At 35.8% G+C, this 17,042-nt stretch carries 8 protein-coding genes and 3 pseudogenes; 4 read left to right on the forward strand and 7 right to left on the reverse strand.

The genetic code is table 11. The features are described from left to right. Positions 1 to 1,324: 1,324 nt before the first annotated feature. Both dnaB and ETSB_RS05095 read right to left on the reverse strand, forming a co-directional pair. On the reverse strand, positions 1,325 to 4,147 hold the full coding sequence (gene dnaB / locus ETSB_RS05090) for a replicative DNA helicase (RefSeq protein WP_044106694.1): 2,823 nt from the start codon (positions 4,145 to 4,147) through the stop codon (positions 1,325 to 1,327). A gap of 633 nt (positions 4,148 to 4,780) precedes the next feature. Next, positions 4,781 to 5,761, reverse strand: a pseudogene (locus ETSB_RS05095) (transaldolase); the annotation flags it as partial. A 131-nt stretch (positions 5,762 to 5,892) separates the two neighbouring features. On the opposite strand from ETSB_RS05095, the gene ETSB_RS05100 reads away from it, so the two are divergent. Together ETSB_RS05100 and ETSB_RS10320 are read left to right on the forward strand one after the other, a co-directional pair. Beyond that, positions 5,893 to 6,081, forward strand: coding sequence for a hypothetical protein (locus ETSB_RS05100; protein ID WP_044106697.1), 189 nt, complete (start codon positions 5,893 to 5,895; stop codon positions 6,079 to 6,081). Between the two features lie 717 nt (positions 6,082 to 6,798). Next, positions 6,799 to 7,320: pseudogene (locus tag ETSB_RS10320) on the forward strand (DedA family protein); the annotation flags it as partial. A gap of 256 nt (positions 7,321 to 7,576) precedes the next feature. On the opposite strand, the gene ETSB_RS05110 reads toward ETSB_RS10320, so the two are convergent. The 5 genes and pseudogenes from ETSB_RS05110 to ETSB_RS10505 form a co-directional block, all read right to left on the reverse strand. Beyond that, complete coding sequence (locus ETSB_RS05110) at positions 7,577 to 8,059, reverse strand: single-stranded DNA-binding protein (RefSeq protein WP_408643704.1); 483 nt, start codon at positions 8,057 to 8,059, stop codon at positions 7,577 to 7,579. Between the two features lie 34 nt (positions 8,060 to 8,093). Then, positions 8,094 to 10,618, reverse strand: a pseudogene (locus tag ETSB_RS05115) (sugar phosphate nucleotidyltransferase). Positions 10,619 to 11,549: 931 nt separating this feature from the next. Beyond that, on the reverse strand, positions 11,550 to 13,145 hold the full coding sequence (locus ETSB_RS05120) for a nickel-dependent hydrogenase large subunit (protein ID WP_044106699.1): 1,596 nt from the start codon (positions 13,143 to 13,145) through the stop codon (positions 11,550 to 11,552). Between the two features lie 60 nt (positions 13,146 to 13,205). After that, on the reverse strand, positions 13,206 to 14,168 hold the full coding sequence (locus tag ETSB_RS05125) for an NADH-quinone oxidoreductase subunit B family protein (protein ID WP_044106703.1): 963 nt from the start codon (positions 14,166 to 14,168) through the stop codon (positions 13,206 to 13,208). A 402-nt stretch (positions 14,169 to 14,570) separates the two neighbouring features. Then, the gene (locus tag ETSB_RS10505; RefSeq protein WP_269763986.1) at positions 14,571 to 14,705 is read right to left on the reverse strand and encodes a hypothetical protein; all 135 of its coding nucleotides are present in this window, start codon (positions 14,703 to 14,705) and stop codon (positions 14,571 to 14,573) included. Positions 14,706 to 15,320: 615 nt separating this feature from the next. Between ETSB_RS10505 and rsmA the strand changes: the two genes are divergently transcribed. Next, the gene (gene rsmA, locus ETSB_RS05130) at positions 15,321 to 16,148 is read left to right on the forward strand and encodes a 16S rRNA (adenine(1518)-N(6)/adenine(1519)-N(6))-dimethyltransferase RsmA (RefSeq protein ID WP_044106706.1); all 828 of its coding nucleotides are present in this window, start codon (positions 15,321 to 15,323) and stop codon (positions 16,146 to 16,148) included. 20 nt (positions 16,149 to 16,168) lie between these two features. Then, complete coding sequence (locus tag ETSB_RS05135; protein WP_044106707.1) at positions 16,169 to 17,038, forward strand: shikimate dehydrogenase; 870 nt, start codon at positions 16,169 to 16,171, stop codon at positions 17,036 to 17,038. Positions 17,039 to 17,042 lie beyond the last annotated feature (4 nt).

Consider the following 17,042-nt stretch of genomic DNA (forward strand, 5'->3'; position numbering starts at 1 on the left):
CTTACAATATCATAATTAATTTTGGATGTTATTGAATCTTTTATAATTGGTATTTAAGCACTTAACCTAATTTTAGAATATAAGTGTTTATTTAATATTTTTAAAAATATATATCATGACTAAGAGTATAGGCTTGATGCTAAAAATAGCTAAAATTGATGAGTTTAAATAAAAAAAGGAGAGTACCAGTAGGTTAAAAACCTGTATATAGAGGAAAATAAGACGATTGTTCTTAACAGTCTAGTAAAGTACAGATATAAAAACCCCATTTGAAAAACAACATTTTTATATTTTTAAAATGAGAGAAACTTAAATGAAGTTAGTATCAGTCTATTTTTTAAGTTAAAAATAATTCATTAGATTATTAAATTTGACTACCGAATACTAAAGTAATTAGGTGAAATCAATGAATTTATAATCAAAAAAGTCTTAGGCGATCTTGACTCACTTTTTTATTATTTTGCAAGCCTTTATAAGGTTAGCGTTAATGAGGGTTAAAAATTCAACTAATAATTAATACTAAACTCAAGGATAATTCTTTCTTTAAGTCGTCAATTGTCATCTTATTTTAGAGCATTAATACTTTAATTTAGTTTTCATATTTTTTGAAAGTATATGGTTACTATTTAGTAATTTAAAGCAACTTTGAGTTACCTCAATATATGGTAATTACCTTGTTTTTTATATGCAGTTATCATCTATTAATATTTTTTTAACAAATGTATTAATATAATCAGCTTTTTCTCTTGTCTTTCCGCATTTTATGCGTGGTATTTTTTTTTAGTACCATAACTATATAAATAATTGTCTCTATTGTAAAATAGATTTTTATCTACGGATATCCTTCTGCTTTTAGCAATTTATTCTGTTTTTTTTAAAAAAATCATTTAAGTTTATTGTTTTATTAATATCCATAATTTTTTAGTTTATTACTGATTTTAAATATGTATATATTATATACTATTGAGTAATATTTTTGCTCCCTAATTAAGCGATATATATTGGAATTTTAGCACATCTTTGCTAAACAAAAAACTTAGAATTATGTTTGTTATTCACTATTTCCTGCTTATTTATGAGTGATTGCTGCGTAAGATTCTGTTTCTCTTGCCGTTTTTAACTATAAATCAGAAGTATTGTAACTAAGTTTTAATAGGCAACATTCCTCGATTTTTGTGTATTGTTTATGTGCTATTTTAACCACTTTTTAGTGTAAATTATAACTATAAGGTGTCAATAGAATTTATAGTAATTACTTGAGTACTTTATTAATTACTTCTTTCCTGATTAGAAAACTAACTTAACATTCTCTTGTAGTACAAAATCAATAATTAGAGTTATTTTGCATATTGAGAAATTGAGTAAATTCTGGCTGAAATAAAAGTTTAATGGGACCAGTTGGTCCATTTCGGTGTTTTGTGATAATTATCTCTGCGATTCCCCTATCTACAGTGTCAGTATTATAATACTCATCACGATATAACATCATAATTAAATCAGCATCCTGTTCAATTGCCCCACTTTCTCTTAAATCTGACATCATAGGACGTTTATTATTTCTTGTTTCAACAGCACGACTTAACTGAGATAAAGCAACAACAGGGACATTTACCTCTCGGGCTAACCCTTTTAAAGAACGGGTAATTTTAGACAATTCTTGGTTTCTATTTTCACTACCTCCCCCTTCCATTAATTGTAAATAATCAATTAAAACTAACCCTAAGTCTCCCTTTTGTTCTGCTTTTAAACGTCTTATCTGAGAACGAATCTGCATTACAGTTATGTTAACAGAATCATCAATATAAATAGGCATTTCTGATATATTTCCCAGGGCTAAACTTAACTGTTCATATTCATTTTGTACAAATCTTCCCGTCCGCAAACGATTACCTTCAATTTTGGACTCAGCAGCTAATAATCTTAAGGAAAGTTGTTCTTTTGACATTTCTAAGCTAAAGATAGCTATAGGTAGCTTACTATTTTTGGCAATATTAGCCGCTATCGCTAAGCCAAAAGCTGTGTTATGTACACAAATATCATTAGCAACAAAATTATGAGTTTCAGGAATAGTTAAGTCATAGACTTGTTGTTCCCCAGTGTATTCAATTGATACAATTTTATCCCAATAAACCTCACTTGTTGCTAGTGGTTCTAAAGATAAATCATCTAAAGTCAGGGCTAATTTTAAGAATTTATTCTGTAATAATACTTGTTTATTAAAATGAAGATTATCATAGCTTTTAATCCCTGCTATTTTTTCTAGATCTGTCCAGACTTTATTTTCTTTAGAAAAAGCTATTTGTTGCCAAATTTGCATGAGAATAAGATCCCAATTAGTTTTATATCTTTCTCTTACTAAAGCTTTTCTAGCTAAGTCAATTACTGTTTCTTTTCCAAAGATTCCTATCTCGTTAACAAATATCTTAATTGATTGAGCATCAGCAATATTAATTTGCCAGGTTATCCTGTAATAACTTTTGTATTTTAAAAATTTTTTTTTCAGACTGGCAACTATACCAAATCTTAGCAATAAATGTTGTATTTGACGAGCTAAACTTCTACTTAATGAACAATAATACAGTTGAACTTGTCCACTTTCAGAAAGAGAAATCCATCCATCAGTAGCAAACAAGCGATTAAGAAACAAACTTAATAGTTGGGGCTGTAACTCAAAAATAATTGACGGAATAGTTTTATTGTAAGCATTTTTACCCCATAACCCCAATTCTTGTAACCAAGTCTTTAATGAATTTTCACCATTATTGCTAATACTAACTATTTCGTAATAAGTAAGTTGCTGGTCATCAACTGGTAAAATTAGACATAGGTTATCAAAGTTTTTTTTATTTGTAATACAATTTTTCTGTTTCCAATCACAGAGCAAAGAAGAATGAACTCTTAATAATTTGTCCAATTTTTGATCAGACAAATTATTAGATTCAGTGATTTTTTTTATACAATCTGCAAAGATTGTACGATGAATTCTAATAAATTCCAAATCTCCTATTACATCTAAACTTGAAGTTTTTGTTAGTCGTGAAGTTTTGCGCCTTACTTTTACTTCTTTAAAGTTAGTTACAGATTGAACAAAATCTTTTTGTAGTAAAGGACTATTATTCTTGAATAAAGGATGATGTTTGGTTAAACAACCATCACCTATTAAATAGGCTAATAATTTAACTTGATGATTAGGAAGTGTTCCAGTTCCAATAATATTAATTTTTCGAGGAATAGCAATTTTATCACCTAGTTTTAGTTGTGAAAGTTGCTGCCATCCATGAATAGTTAAATAAGGGTGAGTTAAGGTCGTTTCAACATAACGTCCTAGTTTAGTGGTTACTCTAAATACTGGTTTTATACCATCATCTATAAAGTTAGATGGATTAGTTATCTTAAATTTCCAATCTTTATTTAAAGTTAATAGTTGACCCTGGCGACGATGATAAATTTCTTCTATTGTTACTAAACTGCCGTCAGCTAAAACAATTTCTGAATTAGCTGCTAAACATTTTCCCATAGAAGGCCGTCCTGCAATAATAATTAAATCAGAACGCTGTAAACCTCCTGTCATAGCATCTAAATCGTAAAAATCCGTTTGAATTCCAGGTAAAGAGATTTTTTGATGACGTTTTTCTAATTCATTGTAGGTTTGTACCAAAGTATCAGCAATAGGAATTAATCCTTCCTGAGGACGCTTTTGAGTTAACCTGAAAATTTTATTTTCTGACTCATCTAAAATTTGGTCTAATTTCTTAGTACTTTCAAATCCTAATTCTACTATTTCATGACCGGATGAAATTAATTGACGCCGTAGGTATTTCTCCATTACTAGTGCGCCATAACGGTCGATATTGACTGCTGAAACTGTACGATCTAATAATTGCATTAATTTATCAATGCCGCCTATTTTTTCGAGGAGTTGATAATCTTCTAGGTAACTTTTTACCGTTAACAAATCAACGGGGTTTCCTTGAATGTAAAGCTTCAAGGCTGCCTCATAGATTTCTTTATGAACTGGGACATAAAAAGCATCTGGGGTAATTAAATCTACTATTCGTCCCATAGCATCTCGATCCAGTAAAATACCGCCTAAAATGGATTCTTCTGCTTCAATATTTTGGGGAGGTAGGGCATTGTTAACAACCATAAAGTTACGGTTTTATAAATCTGGAGTATTTAAGAGACCGAATTATTATACTATAGCGATTGCTTATCTACATCTAATCAATGGACTTAACTTATAAGAAGAAAAAATGAAGTTAAAAACAAAATAAATTAACATATTTGTATGTATAACAGTCTCATTCTTTATAAGAAAGTTTTACTTTATAAATTTTGTTAAATAAAGAATACAAATGGACTATATATAGTTATTAATACAATAATTGTACTACATTATTTAAATTTTCTTAAAGAGAGACTGAATTTAGGAAGAGTGATTTCTAGTAATAGATTATAGTAATACTCAAATATTATCGATACGGTTAAAACATTTTTATATTAAATATATGCATATATCTAATATATTTTAGATACATCAATACTATTTATTTCAAAGCATTTTTCTAAAATTTTAGATAGACTATAATTTAATGTCTTAAAATCAACTATAGAGTAATTTTAATAATAATAAAGATGCGCTACTACGATTGTAACGCACCCTAACTAAATAAACTTCAAAAACAGCAGATTATTGTTGATTTATCAAGGATAACAAAAACATTTCCCTCTAATTCATGAAATTCCAGAAAGTATTAATCGCAGTATAACGGACTTTTTATTCACCTTCAAGACTGGCTAAGCGGGTTTTTAACAACTCTTCTAAGGTTTCTAACGCCTTTGTAAAACCCTTAATTCCTTCATCAAGCTTATCAAAAGCCATCTTATTTTTTTGGTGCATTTTGTCAAAGTTAGCTCGATCAACAAAGATTTTTTCTATCTTCATTTTAGCTGCAACTTCTGGATCTAGTTTTCGAGGTAATTCAGCTTCTGTTAACTGTAGTTGTTCTAAAAGTTTGGGAGAAATAGTCAATAAATCACAGCCTGCTAATTCATAAATTTCTCCTATATTACGGAAACTTGCTCCCATCACTTCAGTTTTGTAGCCAAATTTCTTGTAATAGTTATATATTTGGGTCACAGAAAGTACTCCAGGATCTTCAGCGGGAGCATACTCTTTTCCAGTTTCCTTTGTGTACCAGTCAAGAATACGTCCTACAAAAGGAGAAATCAGGGTAATACCCGCTTCTGCACAAGCAATAGCCTGGTGAATTCCAAACAACAGGGTTAAGTTACAGTGAATACCTTCTTTTTCTAGAACTTCTGCAGCTTTAATTCCTTCCCAAGTAGACGCAATTTTAATCAGGATGCGATCACGTGAGACTCCATTAGCTTCATACTCAGAAATTAAATAGTGAGCTTTTTCTATAGTTGCTTTTGTATCATAAGATAGACGAGCATCTACTTCAGTAGACACCCGTCCAGGAATAATTTCGAGGATTTTCAAACCAAAGGAAATTGCTAGGCGATCAAAAGCTAAAGTAGCAACATCAGAAGCTGAGGCATTTTTACCTAATTTTGTTCGTGCTTGTTTGAGAGTATCATCCACAATTCCCTGATATTGAGGCATTTGAGCTGCCGCCGTAATCAATGAAGGGTTAGTGGTAGCATCGCGTGGCGTAAAGGTTTCAATAGCTTGAATGTCTCCTGTATCAGCGACAACAATAGTAAATTTACGTAATTGTTCAAGTAAAGTAGTCATAATTGCTCCTTATGAGACACCTAATATATTTTTAAGTTAGCTAGTGAAAGCTAAATAAAGGTTAACGGTACCATTTACTATAACTTTATCAGTGGCAACCCTTCTACAGGAATTAATTTCAGGAAGTTCTAATGATTGTTGGAATAATCGAGCTTCCGCAAGTGAATCCCCTCCATTATAAAATAGCGATATGCATCAAACCAGGGGAGATACCCACATTGTTGAAGTATCTAGGTAGAGTAGATGAAGGCAAAATTGTCTATCTAGAAAAGATCGATGAAGCAATAAAGTTAGGAAAAATATCACGGTTGAGATTCTAAACGAATTACTCTGCCATCTCCATTAGTATGATAAACCCAAGTTTTGGACCCATTTGTTACGACCACCCTCCATCCTTCGACCAATACTTGAGTACAAAATTCATCAGGTCTTGCTAGTTCTAAACAATTATTTGTCCAAGTCTTGGCTTCATATATTTTGATTTATAGAATAGAGGTTTCTATTCCAATGAAGTTTGACGCTTTTCGACGGACTGCGTTAATTACTGTTGTTGGAGGTTCACTTTTGGGAATCATAGATTCGGAGGTTTCCACAAGAGTAGTTGATTGAAGTGATAGGATAATGGAAGAGATAGGTTGTTGAGTACATCCCCAAAATTCTAGCTAGGCTATCATACAGCAACACCAACAGAGTTTTTTGATAGCTTTCATTGACTTTTTTCTTATAACTCCTAACTTTTCTCTAGCAATCTAACAACTTTAGTGAAAAGTTAGGAATTATAGTTTATAATACCTTTTTCTGTATAAGTTCTCTACCAATTGCTTTATAAAGTTTTTATCCATGTAGCAAGTTACCAAATGAGATTGGATAATTTGATTGTAAGCCTTCTCAAGTTTATGTGACGTATCGTTAATTTCTTGTTACTCCATCATTGATGATTAGATTATGCTGAATGTGTAGTACAAATAACTGGCACTGTTTTCAAAATTACGTCAAGATATCTAACTTGGAGTTAACTTTTACAAAGCTAAAGATAAATGACTGTGGAGCTGCTATCGCTCGATAACATACAAGAAATTGCGCGTCAATATGGTTACTGGGCAGTGTTTATCGGCATCACCTTAAAAAATGTAGAAATTCCCCTTCCTGGGGAGACCATTACTATTGTCGGAGGAGTACTAGCTGGAAGTGGAGATTTAAATTATTAGATAGTGGTAGTAATGTCTCCTATAGAAGCGGTTATCGGCGGTAATATTGGCTATTATATTATTGGGTTAGGAGGTTGCGCAGTTTTATCAGTATTTAGTCGTTTATTCAGAATTTATCCATAAAAGTTAGAGGCAGCCAAGGCACAATTTGGTAATACTACGATGAGTGCTGTGTTTTTTGGAAGCTTTGTAGCGTTGTTGCGGATTTTTGCTGGCCCAATGGCGGCGGGGATTACTAAAATGCTCTATAGTTGATTTTTGCTATGTAATTTTGGTGGGGCTGTGATTTAGGTATTTTTTATGGTGACTTTATCTTTTTTTGTAGGACGCACTATTCCCCTACACGAATTAACCGATTTTAAAGTACCACTTAGAAGTTGCTAAACAACAAGGTAACACCTGGTTAATTGAACATCTTGAAGCTGAATAGGCGTTGTTACGTTGATTCTACCTTGCCGTGACAGACGTTGGTACTGCCTGATGCAAATCAGAAAGTCTTACCCTAAGTTTTTATGGAGTATGGAGTTGCTACAAGAATTATAATTCTAGGATTTTGGTAGGTAACGCCCACTTTAGGTCTAATCATCTTGAGTAAGTTGGCTAAGACTTAAAAAGGAATTGGATCTTCTTCTTCATGAAAAGTGTTTAAGCTAGGAGCAGCGACAGGCTGTCCTGATTCGGGATAGAGAGAAGATTGGCAAGAATCCCCAGAAACCACATTATCCTCAGAAGTAAACGGGATTGGGGAAGTGGAATAACTATCTAAGGGATAAATATGGGAAGCCACTAACTCAACCCGTTTTTCTTTAAATCCCTCAGGACGGTCAAAGGTACTCATCGAGAGACGACCTTCAATAATCAGGCAGTCCCCTTCTTTGTAGGTATTTTTCATTTGAGTTGCTAAATTACCCCATCCAATCACTTTTATGCTGGAAGCTGAAGCTTCCGGGCGTCTCCCTGTAAACTCTACTAACATTTGAGCAATCGGAGTTTTATTATCTTGAGTATAACGTAATTCTGGGGGACGGATTACTTTAATCATTAAAACACAACTATTCATCGAATCAACTCCTAAACTATCGTTAATCATTAGTGTGAATTTTTATTAAACTTATTTTCGTCGGTTACATACTGACCATTTCTCCTTGTTCTTGCTCAATAAAACTTTGAACTTTCTGACGGTAATCTTTGAGAGACATATCTACCCATTCACGATCATCACTATTAGCAAAAATGTGGACTAAAGGTTCTCCTGCATCCGGTAGAATAAGAACCCAATTATCATTTTGAGAATTAACAACTTTCACGCCGTCAATTAATTTTAACTGTTCTGGGAAGTGGGTTTCCACTAAATAACGCATCAAAGATCCTTTAACTTTCCAAGGGCAGCGAACTGAATAGGACTTATGGCATACTCGCGGTAATTCGGCTCGAATTTGTGCCAATGATCGCTCTTGAATAGTCAACATTTCTATTAATTTAGCAATTCCGAACATTGCATCAAATCCTGGGTGTAGTTGAGGAAAAATAAAACCCATATCCCCACTTCCTCCCAAAGACACATTAGGGTTAGTTTGAGACGCTTCCATCAAAGCGGTGGGGTTGGCTTTAGTGCGAATAACCTTACCATCATGGCGGCGGGCAATTTGTTCGACGGCACTAGATACTTCCACTGGTACCACCACAGTACTACGAGGATAGGCTGTAAAAATAGTATTCACCATCAATGCTGTGAGCAATTCTCCGCGAATGGGTAATCCTGACTCATCCACCAAGATAAATTGCTCCCCATTGGCAGACACCTGAACTCCTAAATTAGCTGTAACTGCTTCTACTACTTGACCTAATTGGTGTAACAAGGCTTCTCGTTCTTCGTTGGAGACCGAGGTTTGTCGTAAACTGGCATTTAGAACCACTGCATCACAGCCAAATTTTGTTAATAGTTGGGGTAGAATAGCTCCTGAAACTCCGTAAACATAGTCAATAACAATTTTCGAGCCACTATGGCGAAGTGCTTCTACATTGAGTTGAGTTTCAAAAGTGTTGCGGTAGTTTTCAATGATTTGGGCGGGGTAAGACATATCACCAATCTCTGAGATTCCAACCCGTCGTAGGTCTTCTTTGAAATAGGCTCCTTCAATTTTCTTTTCCTTAGATTTGGCAATATTAATCCCCTGTTCATCAAAAAATTCAATGAGGATATGATCAGGGCGATCTGGATGAGCTCGTAGGTGAACTCCGCCAGTAACCCCTAATTTCGGGGTGAGAATGCGGGTAATTGGAATGGCTGTCGCTTCTAAGTTTTGAATGTTAATACCTACAGACATCAACCCAGCAATCAAAGAACGGCTGACCATACGAGAGACACTACGCTGGTCACGGGAGACGACGACCTGAGAACCCAGTTTTAAGGTTGAACCATAGGCTGCACCCAATTTAACAGCAAATTCAGGAGTAATGTCGATGTTGGCTAGTCCTGTTACACCCCTTTGACCAAATAAATTGCGATGGGCTATATTACCCCAAATCAAATTGATATTCAAGATAGCTCCCGATTCTATGCGTTTGCTAGGCCAGACGCGAACACCTGAGCTAATCTGGGCTTCTTCTCCAATCGTCGACAATGCTCCCACCACTGCCCCTTCTAGAATTTGGGCACGCCGATCAACCCGTGTTCCCCTAGCAATGACACAAGCAGCTAGATAAGATTCGTCTCCAATTGTAACTCCATTCCACAGAATAGGACGTTTTAGATCTGCCCCTACGCCAATGGTGACATTATCGCCGATTACACTTCCTTTTTCTATAACGACCTGCGGACCAATGCGACAATTGTGACCGATAAGGATGGGGGGGTAATTTTGGCCGTGGGGTCGATATAACTATTTTTTCCCAACCAAAATCCAGGAGATATCTCTTCATAGGCAAAATCTAAAGTCACTTTTCCTTCTAGAGCATCATATTGAGCTTGCCGATAAGCTTCTAAATTCCCAACATCACACCAGTATCCCTCGGCGATAAACCCGTATATGGGTTCACTTTTTGCAAGGAGGAGCGGAAAGAGATCTTTAGAAAAGTCCGATTCTTCATTATCAGGAAGGTATCGTAGAACTTCAGGTTCTAAGACATAGATTCCAGTGTTGACGGTATCCGAGAAAATTTCGCTAGTGGAGGGTTTTTCTAAAAAGCGGTTAATTCGTTGGTGTTTATCGAGAATTACCACTCCAAATTCAACGGGGTTAGGAACGCGGGTCAGGACTAAGGTAGCTTTAGATTTTTTTTGTTTATGAAAAGTGATCGCTTTTTGAAGATCAAAGTCTGTGATACTATCCCCACTAATCACTATAAAGGTATCATCAAGGAGTTCTTCAATATTTTTGACAGAGCCTGCTGTTCCTAAAGGTTGATCATCTTCTACCGCGTAGGTCATTTCCACCCCAAAATCACTCCCATCTTGGAAGTAGTCCCGTATTACATCCGGGAGATAGTAGAGAGTGACAATGACTTCTAGAATTTTATTGCGTTTTAATAAATTAATGATGTGTTCGGCAATGGGTCGATTTAGGATAGGAACCATTGGCTTAGGCAGATTGCAAGTTAGGGGTCGTAACCGAGTTCCTGAGCCCCCAGCCATTAGCACTGCACGCATAAATCCTTATTCTCCTTATTGTTTTTTAGAGTTACTCAACTCGATGGTCGCAAGCAAATATCTTAACTGTTGAGTCTGTTTCAATCTTACTGGTTATCGTCTTACTCTTTGTTCAATAATCAAATTCGTTATCCCGTGAAAGCCTATCTATAGACAAAACATCAGAGCTTAGTGTACAAAAGGCTAGACAGTAATCAATCGAAAACCTTGCTCTCATCCACCGACTATAATAATTCAATGTTTCTTCATAGATTTTTCTAAAATATTTTTATCAAAAATTGCTTGTTTTCAACTACTAGTTAATAAACTTATGCTAATCTCTTCCCGACGAGAAAGGATAAAAATTCTTAAAACCTAATTTTTTAGATAAAAAACAAGTTCTCGCTATTTCATTTAGTCTTAGTGATGGACAAAATAGAATCTTAAAATAGGCCAACATTACAAAATAATTTTGTGAATTTTTCGGATAATCTCCTAATGCTATTGACATAATAATGCCCCAAACTCTCTTGTATTTAAAAATTTTTCTGTGAAAATTTATACCGTCGAGCAACTCATAAGTTGCTTTTTACATTGCACTAGCAACGCGTCCTAGTTTACATTAAAGTGAAAGGAATATATATGATTTTGTCATAAATAAGGGAAACAATAGATCTTACCGCAAAATAGGGTACAATCATGAGGGCAGTTACTCTCTTCAAGACATTTTCCAGGAAGTTTATTATGTTAGTTGGGAGTAAGATAGTCAGATAGATATTATTCCTAAATAACAATATTCAAAAATAGAAATATTCAGCATAGACACAGTAAGGTTTATTAAGATGATGTTCATCATTGAGATGCAAACTGAGATTTACATCTACTCTCCTAGATAGCTAGGTACTTTAAAGCGGTCTAAAGTACCAAAACACTATTCTAGTGTGAGTTTTTACTAAGCAGTTCTAAACCGTGCTAATTCTTTCCCTGTTTTTGCGTCATGAGCGTGTACCGTGCATACTAAACAGGAATCAAACGAACGGGCTACATGACCAACTTCAACAGGGTTTGTGGGGTCTTCGATAGGAATGCCTATCAACGCTTCCTCAATAGGTCCGCGAACATTTTTACCGTCCCTGGGACCTACATTCCAAGTAGTAGGGGCAACGATCTGATAGTTCTTGATTTTACCGCTTTCTACTTCAACCCAGTGACATAAGGCACCACGACTGGCTTCGGTCGCACCCCAACCTCGACCATCTTTGGAAGTCGGTTTGATGTACCAGGGTTCATTGAGTTTAAATTCTCCTAAGCACCGTTCTATTTCCCGATACAGTTTAACAGATTCGTGCATTCGTGCAAACTCTCGTAAATGAATGCTAGGTCCACCCATCTTTTTGAACATATCGAGAATTAATCCATCATGATGTTGGAAGCTTTCTCCCTGTGTACCGCCTGCAACTAACTGACGTGCCAGAGACCCCACTTCCATTCGACCTAAATCTTTGTGACTTACCGCAGTTGACCAGGAATATTTATCTTTATAATCTCCTGTATTTTTTTCTTTTGGTCTAGTTTTGCGATCAAATGGGTGAATATCAGAGTTTCCTTCTTTATACCACGCATGACTGGTATTCTCACGAGCAAAGGTATGGTCTACCATATGATGGGTATCAGAGAAGCTATCATAGACACCTGCTTTCATGATGACCGCAGCATTGCGACTTTCGATGGTAGGCTTTTGATATCTATCTTCGTGGGGGAGATAACCCCAGGTAAGATAACGTCTAGGGCCTTGACCATATTTATCTAAACCAATGTCTATACCCATTCTCCAATAAAAACCAAGGTCAGAATTAGCATGATTAGGATTTTCCTCCAACCATTCCAGGAAATCTTCGTAGGTTTTAATTCTTTCATAACGTTCTAAAGAACATCCTAACCAGACTGGTTCTAACCAATTAGTACGAAAATACTCCATAATACCCCAACCTCGTGTAACATCAGTTAGGGTTGGCGCACACATCACGCCTCCAGGAACCATATAGCTAGAATGAGGCCACTGTCCACCGAAGAGGGCATACAATTCTACAGGTTTAGCTGAGATAGTGATGGCCAATTCATAGGATGTTCCAGTAAATGCACTAAAACGTTTACAGGCTTCTTCGTAGAGAGGACTATTCCTATATTTTTTGTTGGTTAAGTCAATTGCATAAAGAGCATAAAAATGCCGAGGATGACTTTGAAGAGTTTCCACTAATTGCCCTAAATTTCTGGCTAAAATAGCGTTACGGGGAACTTCAGTTTCCCAGATTGTGTCCAAAGCCCAAGAAGCGCAAGTAAGGTGAGATGCACCGCAAATTCCACAGATACGAGGAGTAACAATCAAGCCGGCTTGAGGATCTTTGCCTTTTAAAATTACCTCAAATCCCCGAAATAACTCCGCTTTAGTCCAGGCATCAACTACTCTTCCATCTTCAATGTCTACTCGTACATCCAAATCTCCTTCAACTCTTCCAACAGGAGATAGTTCTAATGTTTTAATTGGCATATTCACTTCCGGAGAAAATTTAACTAATTCAGTTCTAACAGAGCGACTTTAAAGAAGATTTTAGACAATGAACATATCATCATCAGCCCAAGACGGACTAGTATTTTTAGCCATAACTGTCATTACAGCATAATCTTTCTTGTTAACTTGCGGGGGTAAGTCTTTGGGAACGCCCATGACTGTTCGAGTTCTAAAAACTGTTCCTGGTTTCAAATCATAGAAAGGAAACTCAGGTTCGGTACATCCTAAACACGGCATTCCAACACGAGTTTTGGAGGAAACTCTATTCCATAGAATTCTATTACAAGGAGAATGAGTCATGGGTCCACGACAGCCCATGTCATAGAAAAGACATCCGGTACGCTGTCCAAATTCCTGGGTACTCGATTTATAGTTAAAATGCATATTGCGAGTACACCCAGTCTGGGTAAAGGACTTAAAAAAAGTTTCGGGACGATGGAATTCATCGAGAGTGATGTCTCCTACTCGTCCTACAGCCACCGCTATTAAGATTTGGGAAATCCAGTCGGGATGGGCTGGACAACCAGGGATATTAATTACAGGTAAGCCCGCTTGAGAACGATATTCAGCTCCCAAGGCTCCCCCTTTTTTGCGCTTGAGAAATTGGAGTCCAACCGACTCGCTAGGATTGGGGTCCATAGCAGGAATACCGCCATAGGTGGCACAGTCTCCTACTGCAACTACGAACCCTGCAACTTTGGATAAGTCTGCTAACCAGTTTTTCATAGGACGGCCAGCAAACCGGTTCCACTCTCCACTTCCATGAGGGGCATTAACAACAGTTCCTTCAAATACAAGTATATCAACAGCGATTTTTCCACTAACACAGTCATCTAGGAGTTGTTGCAAGCTATCCCCTAATTCTAGTCCCAGGGAAGGATGCCAGAGAATGTTAATATCAAAATCCGTAACTAGGTCTACAAGAGTGGGCTCTTCTGCGTTGAGAAATGATATAGTATTCCCACTGCAGGCGCCACCTTGAAGCCATAGAATATTAGTCATGAGGAGTTCTATCCTGAGGTTTTTAGTTTAAATTAAAAATTTGACCAATTAGTAAGCTAAGCTTTTGACAATTTAATTTTATGAGATAGTGTACCATGATAAACTTTAAATTTTGTTTAAAAAATAACAAAATTTAAAGTTTACTTCACTTTAGAAATAAAAAGTTACCTAGGTTTCTAGCTCCAGACTAATGAAAACTTAAAACGAATGGAAACTCAAAGCCTTCTCATTTTTTTATCTTCTAAAAAGAATTAGAAGACGACGATAACGAGTATTTAAGTTATATAAACAATGAATGTTACATCCTAGGGGGAAGAAGCCAACAGTTTCTGTTACTAAAGCGGTAAATATAAAGTTATAGTCCAGTAATAAGATGAGTTAATCAGCAATATTTCCTAGCTGTTAACGACGCAGTAATTGATTTAGGTTTACTTTAGCTAAAACTAAATCAATTACTGCGTCGTTAAGTTTGCAAACAACTAAGGTAGTCTCAATGCTTGTTCGTTCATTGGACATGACTAAGTAAAGCAGCACCATGCTTTACAATTTAGGATTTTTGTAAAATCTAAGAAAGTAAGTTAAAAAGTATTTAAACTTGTGTGTTCATTGTCATCTTGAATTAATACTTAAGTCAAGGTGGTTTAGGCTCAATTAACCCTTATGTAGGCGTATTAAACAAAATCTAGATTAAGACATAATCAACAATCAATGGTCATTGTTTGTTGATTATGTCTTTTTAAGATAAGAGACCGACGATTGTGAATCATATGGGAAAGCGGGGGGTGAAATTTACCCTAACACCTAAGGTAAATGACAATCCTAGAGGAGATGAGTACGATCACTGAGAATTCCCAAAATTAGATTATTTATAGTATCTGGAATGTTACCAATCATTAGTATAATTACCCCTGCTCTCTCTACATAGGTAAGGGAATACTAATAGACAAAGAACAAGTATATTAGCCGCGATTACTGGTCCGGAATCTCTCACATCATGAGCTAATTCTGTCGTAGAATAGAGTCTCTTTGATTTGAGGACAGTCGTATAAATTATGAATAGTAAGTCATTGATTCTAGAATTATAAAGCAACATAGGAATTGGCTATCCTCCTGACTCAAAGAGTTCTAACTTCCTACTTTTTACTTTAAATAATGACTAGAACCCGTAAACGTTTTGCACAACACTGGTTACGTAATGAAAAAGTCTTAACAAAAATAATACAGGCTGCTCAACTTCAAAATAGCGATCACATCCTAGAAATTGGGCCAGGAACTGGAATTTTAACCCGTCGTCTTATCCCACATGTTCAGTCTACCGTAGCGGTGGAATTGGATCGAGATTTATGTCAACGGTTAGCCAAACAGTTAGGAAACATCAAGAATTTTTTATTATTACAAGGAGATATATTAACCCTAGATTTAACCACTCAATTACAACAATTTTCAAAATTTCAACCCCTAAATAAGGTAGTAGCAAATATTCCCTACAATATCACTGCTCCTATCTTAGAAAGACTACTTGGAACCATTGCTCATCCCCACCATCCCCCATATAATACAATCGTTTTATTGATTCAAAAAGAAGTTGCCCAACGTATTGTAGCTAAACCCAAAACAAAAGCCTACGGAGCTTTATCGGTTGGGATGCAATATTTAGCTCATTGTGAGTATATTTGTGATGTTTCCAGTAAAGCTTTTGATCCACCCCCAAAAGTAGATTCTGGGGTAATTCGTTTGACTCCTAGATCCCTAAAAACTCCTGTTACTAATCCCCAACAATTAGAGACACTAGTTAAAGTTGGATTTGCTAATCGCCGCAAAATGTTAAGAAATAATTTAAAAAGTATCATTGATGATGATAGCTTAATCTGTTTCTTAGAAAAATTAAATATTAATCCCCAAACTCGCGCAGAAGAACTAAATCTAGAACAATGGGTCATTTTAAGTAACAATTGGACCACACTTAATGGGAATCATTAAACAATTATTTATCAGAAAATATGTCAAAAATTACCGGTAAAACAAAATTACTCGGCATTATTGGTGATCCATTAAAACATTCCTTATCACCAGTCATACACAACGCAGCAATTAGTTATTTAGGAGTAGATTATATTTATGTCCCTTTTCCTCTAAAACCCAAAGATTTAACTACTGCAATTGCGGGATTTTCTAGTATTGGAATTGTAGGATTTAATGTTACTATCCCTCATAAGCAAGCAATTATTCCTTTCCTATCGGAAACAACCCCCACGGCTCAATTGGTAGGTGCAGTTAACACGGTTTGGCGCACCAAAACGGGATGGAAAGGAACTAACACTGATATAGATGGCTTTTTATCCCCTCTCCAATCATTACAACGAGACTGGGCTAATCTGACTCCAATTATTCTAGGGAATGGAGGCGCAGCTAGGGCGGTAGTGGTAGGGTTAGCCCAATTAGGATGTCTTAAAATTCACGTTGTGGGGCGAGATCGACAGAAGTTATGGCAGTTTGCACAAAGTTGGAAAAATACTCAACTTACAGCCACTTTAAGGATTTATTTCTGGGATGAATTGTCAGAGATAATAGAGGAAACTGAACTATTAATTAATACCACTCCCATCGGAATGTTTCCTAACATTAATGACTCTCCTATGGAGTCTATACTTTTTGCTAGAATGCCAGAAAATGCGATTGTCTATGATCTGATTTATACTCCTAATCCCACTCAATTTCTCAAGAATGCACAACAACAAGGGTTAATAACCATTGATGGATTGGAAATGTTAATCCAACAAGGAGCAGTTGCCCTACAATTCTGGTTACAAAAAACTGTTCCTGTTGATGTTATGACTCAATCTTTACAAGATTATTTAAACCTTCAGTAGTAAT

The sequence above is a fragment of the cyanobacterium endosymbiont of Epithemia turgida isolate EtSB Lake Yunoko genome, assembly GCF_000829235.1.
In the GTDB taxonomy this organism is placed as follows: domain Bacteria; phylum Cyanobacteriota; class Cyanobacteriia; order Cyanobacteriales; family Microcystaceae; genus Rippkaea.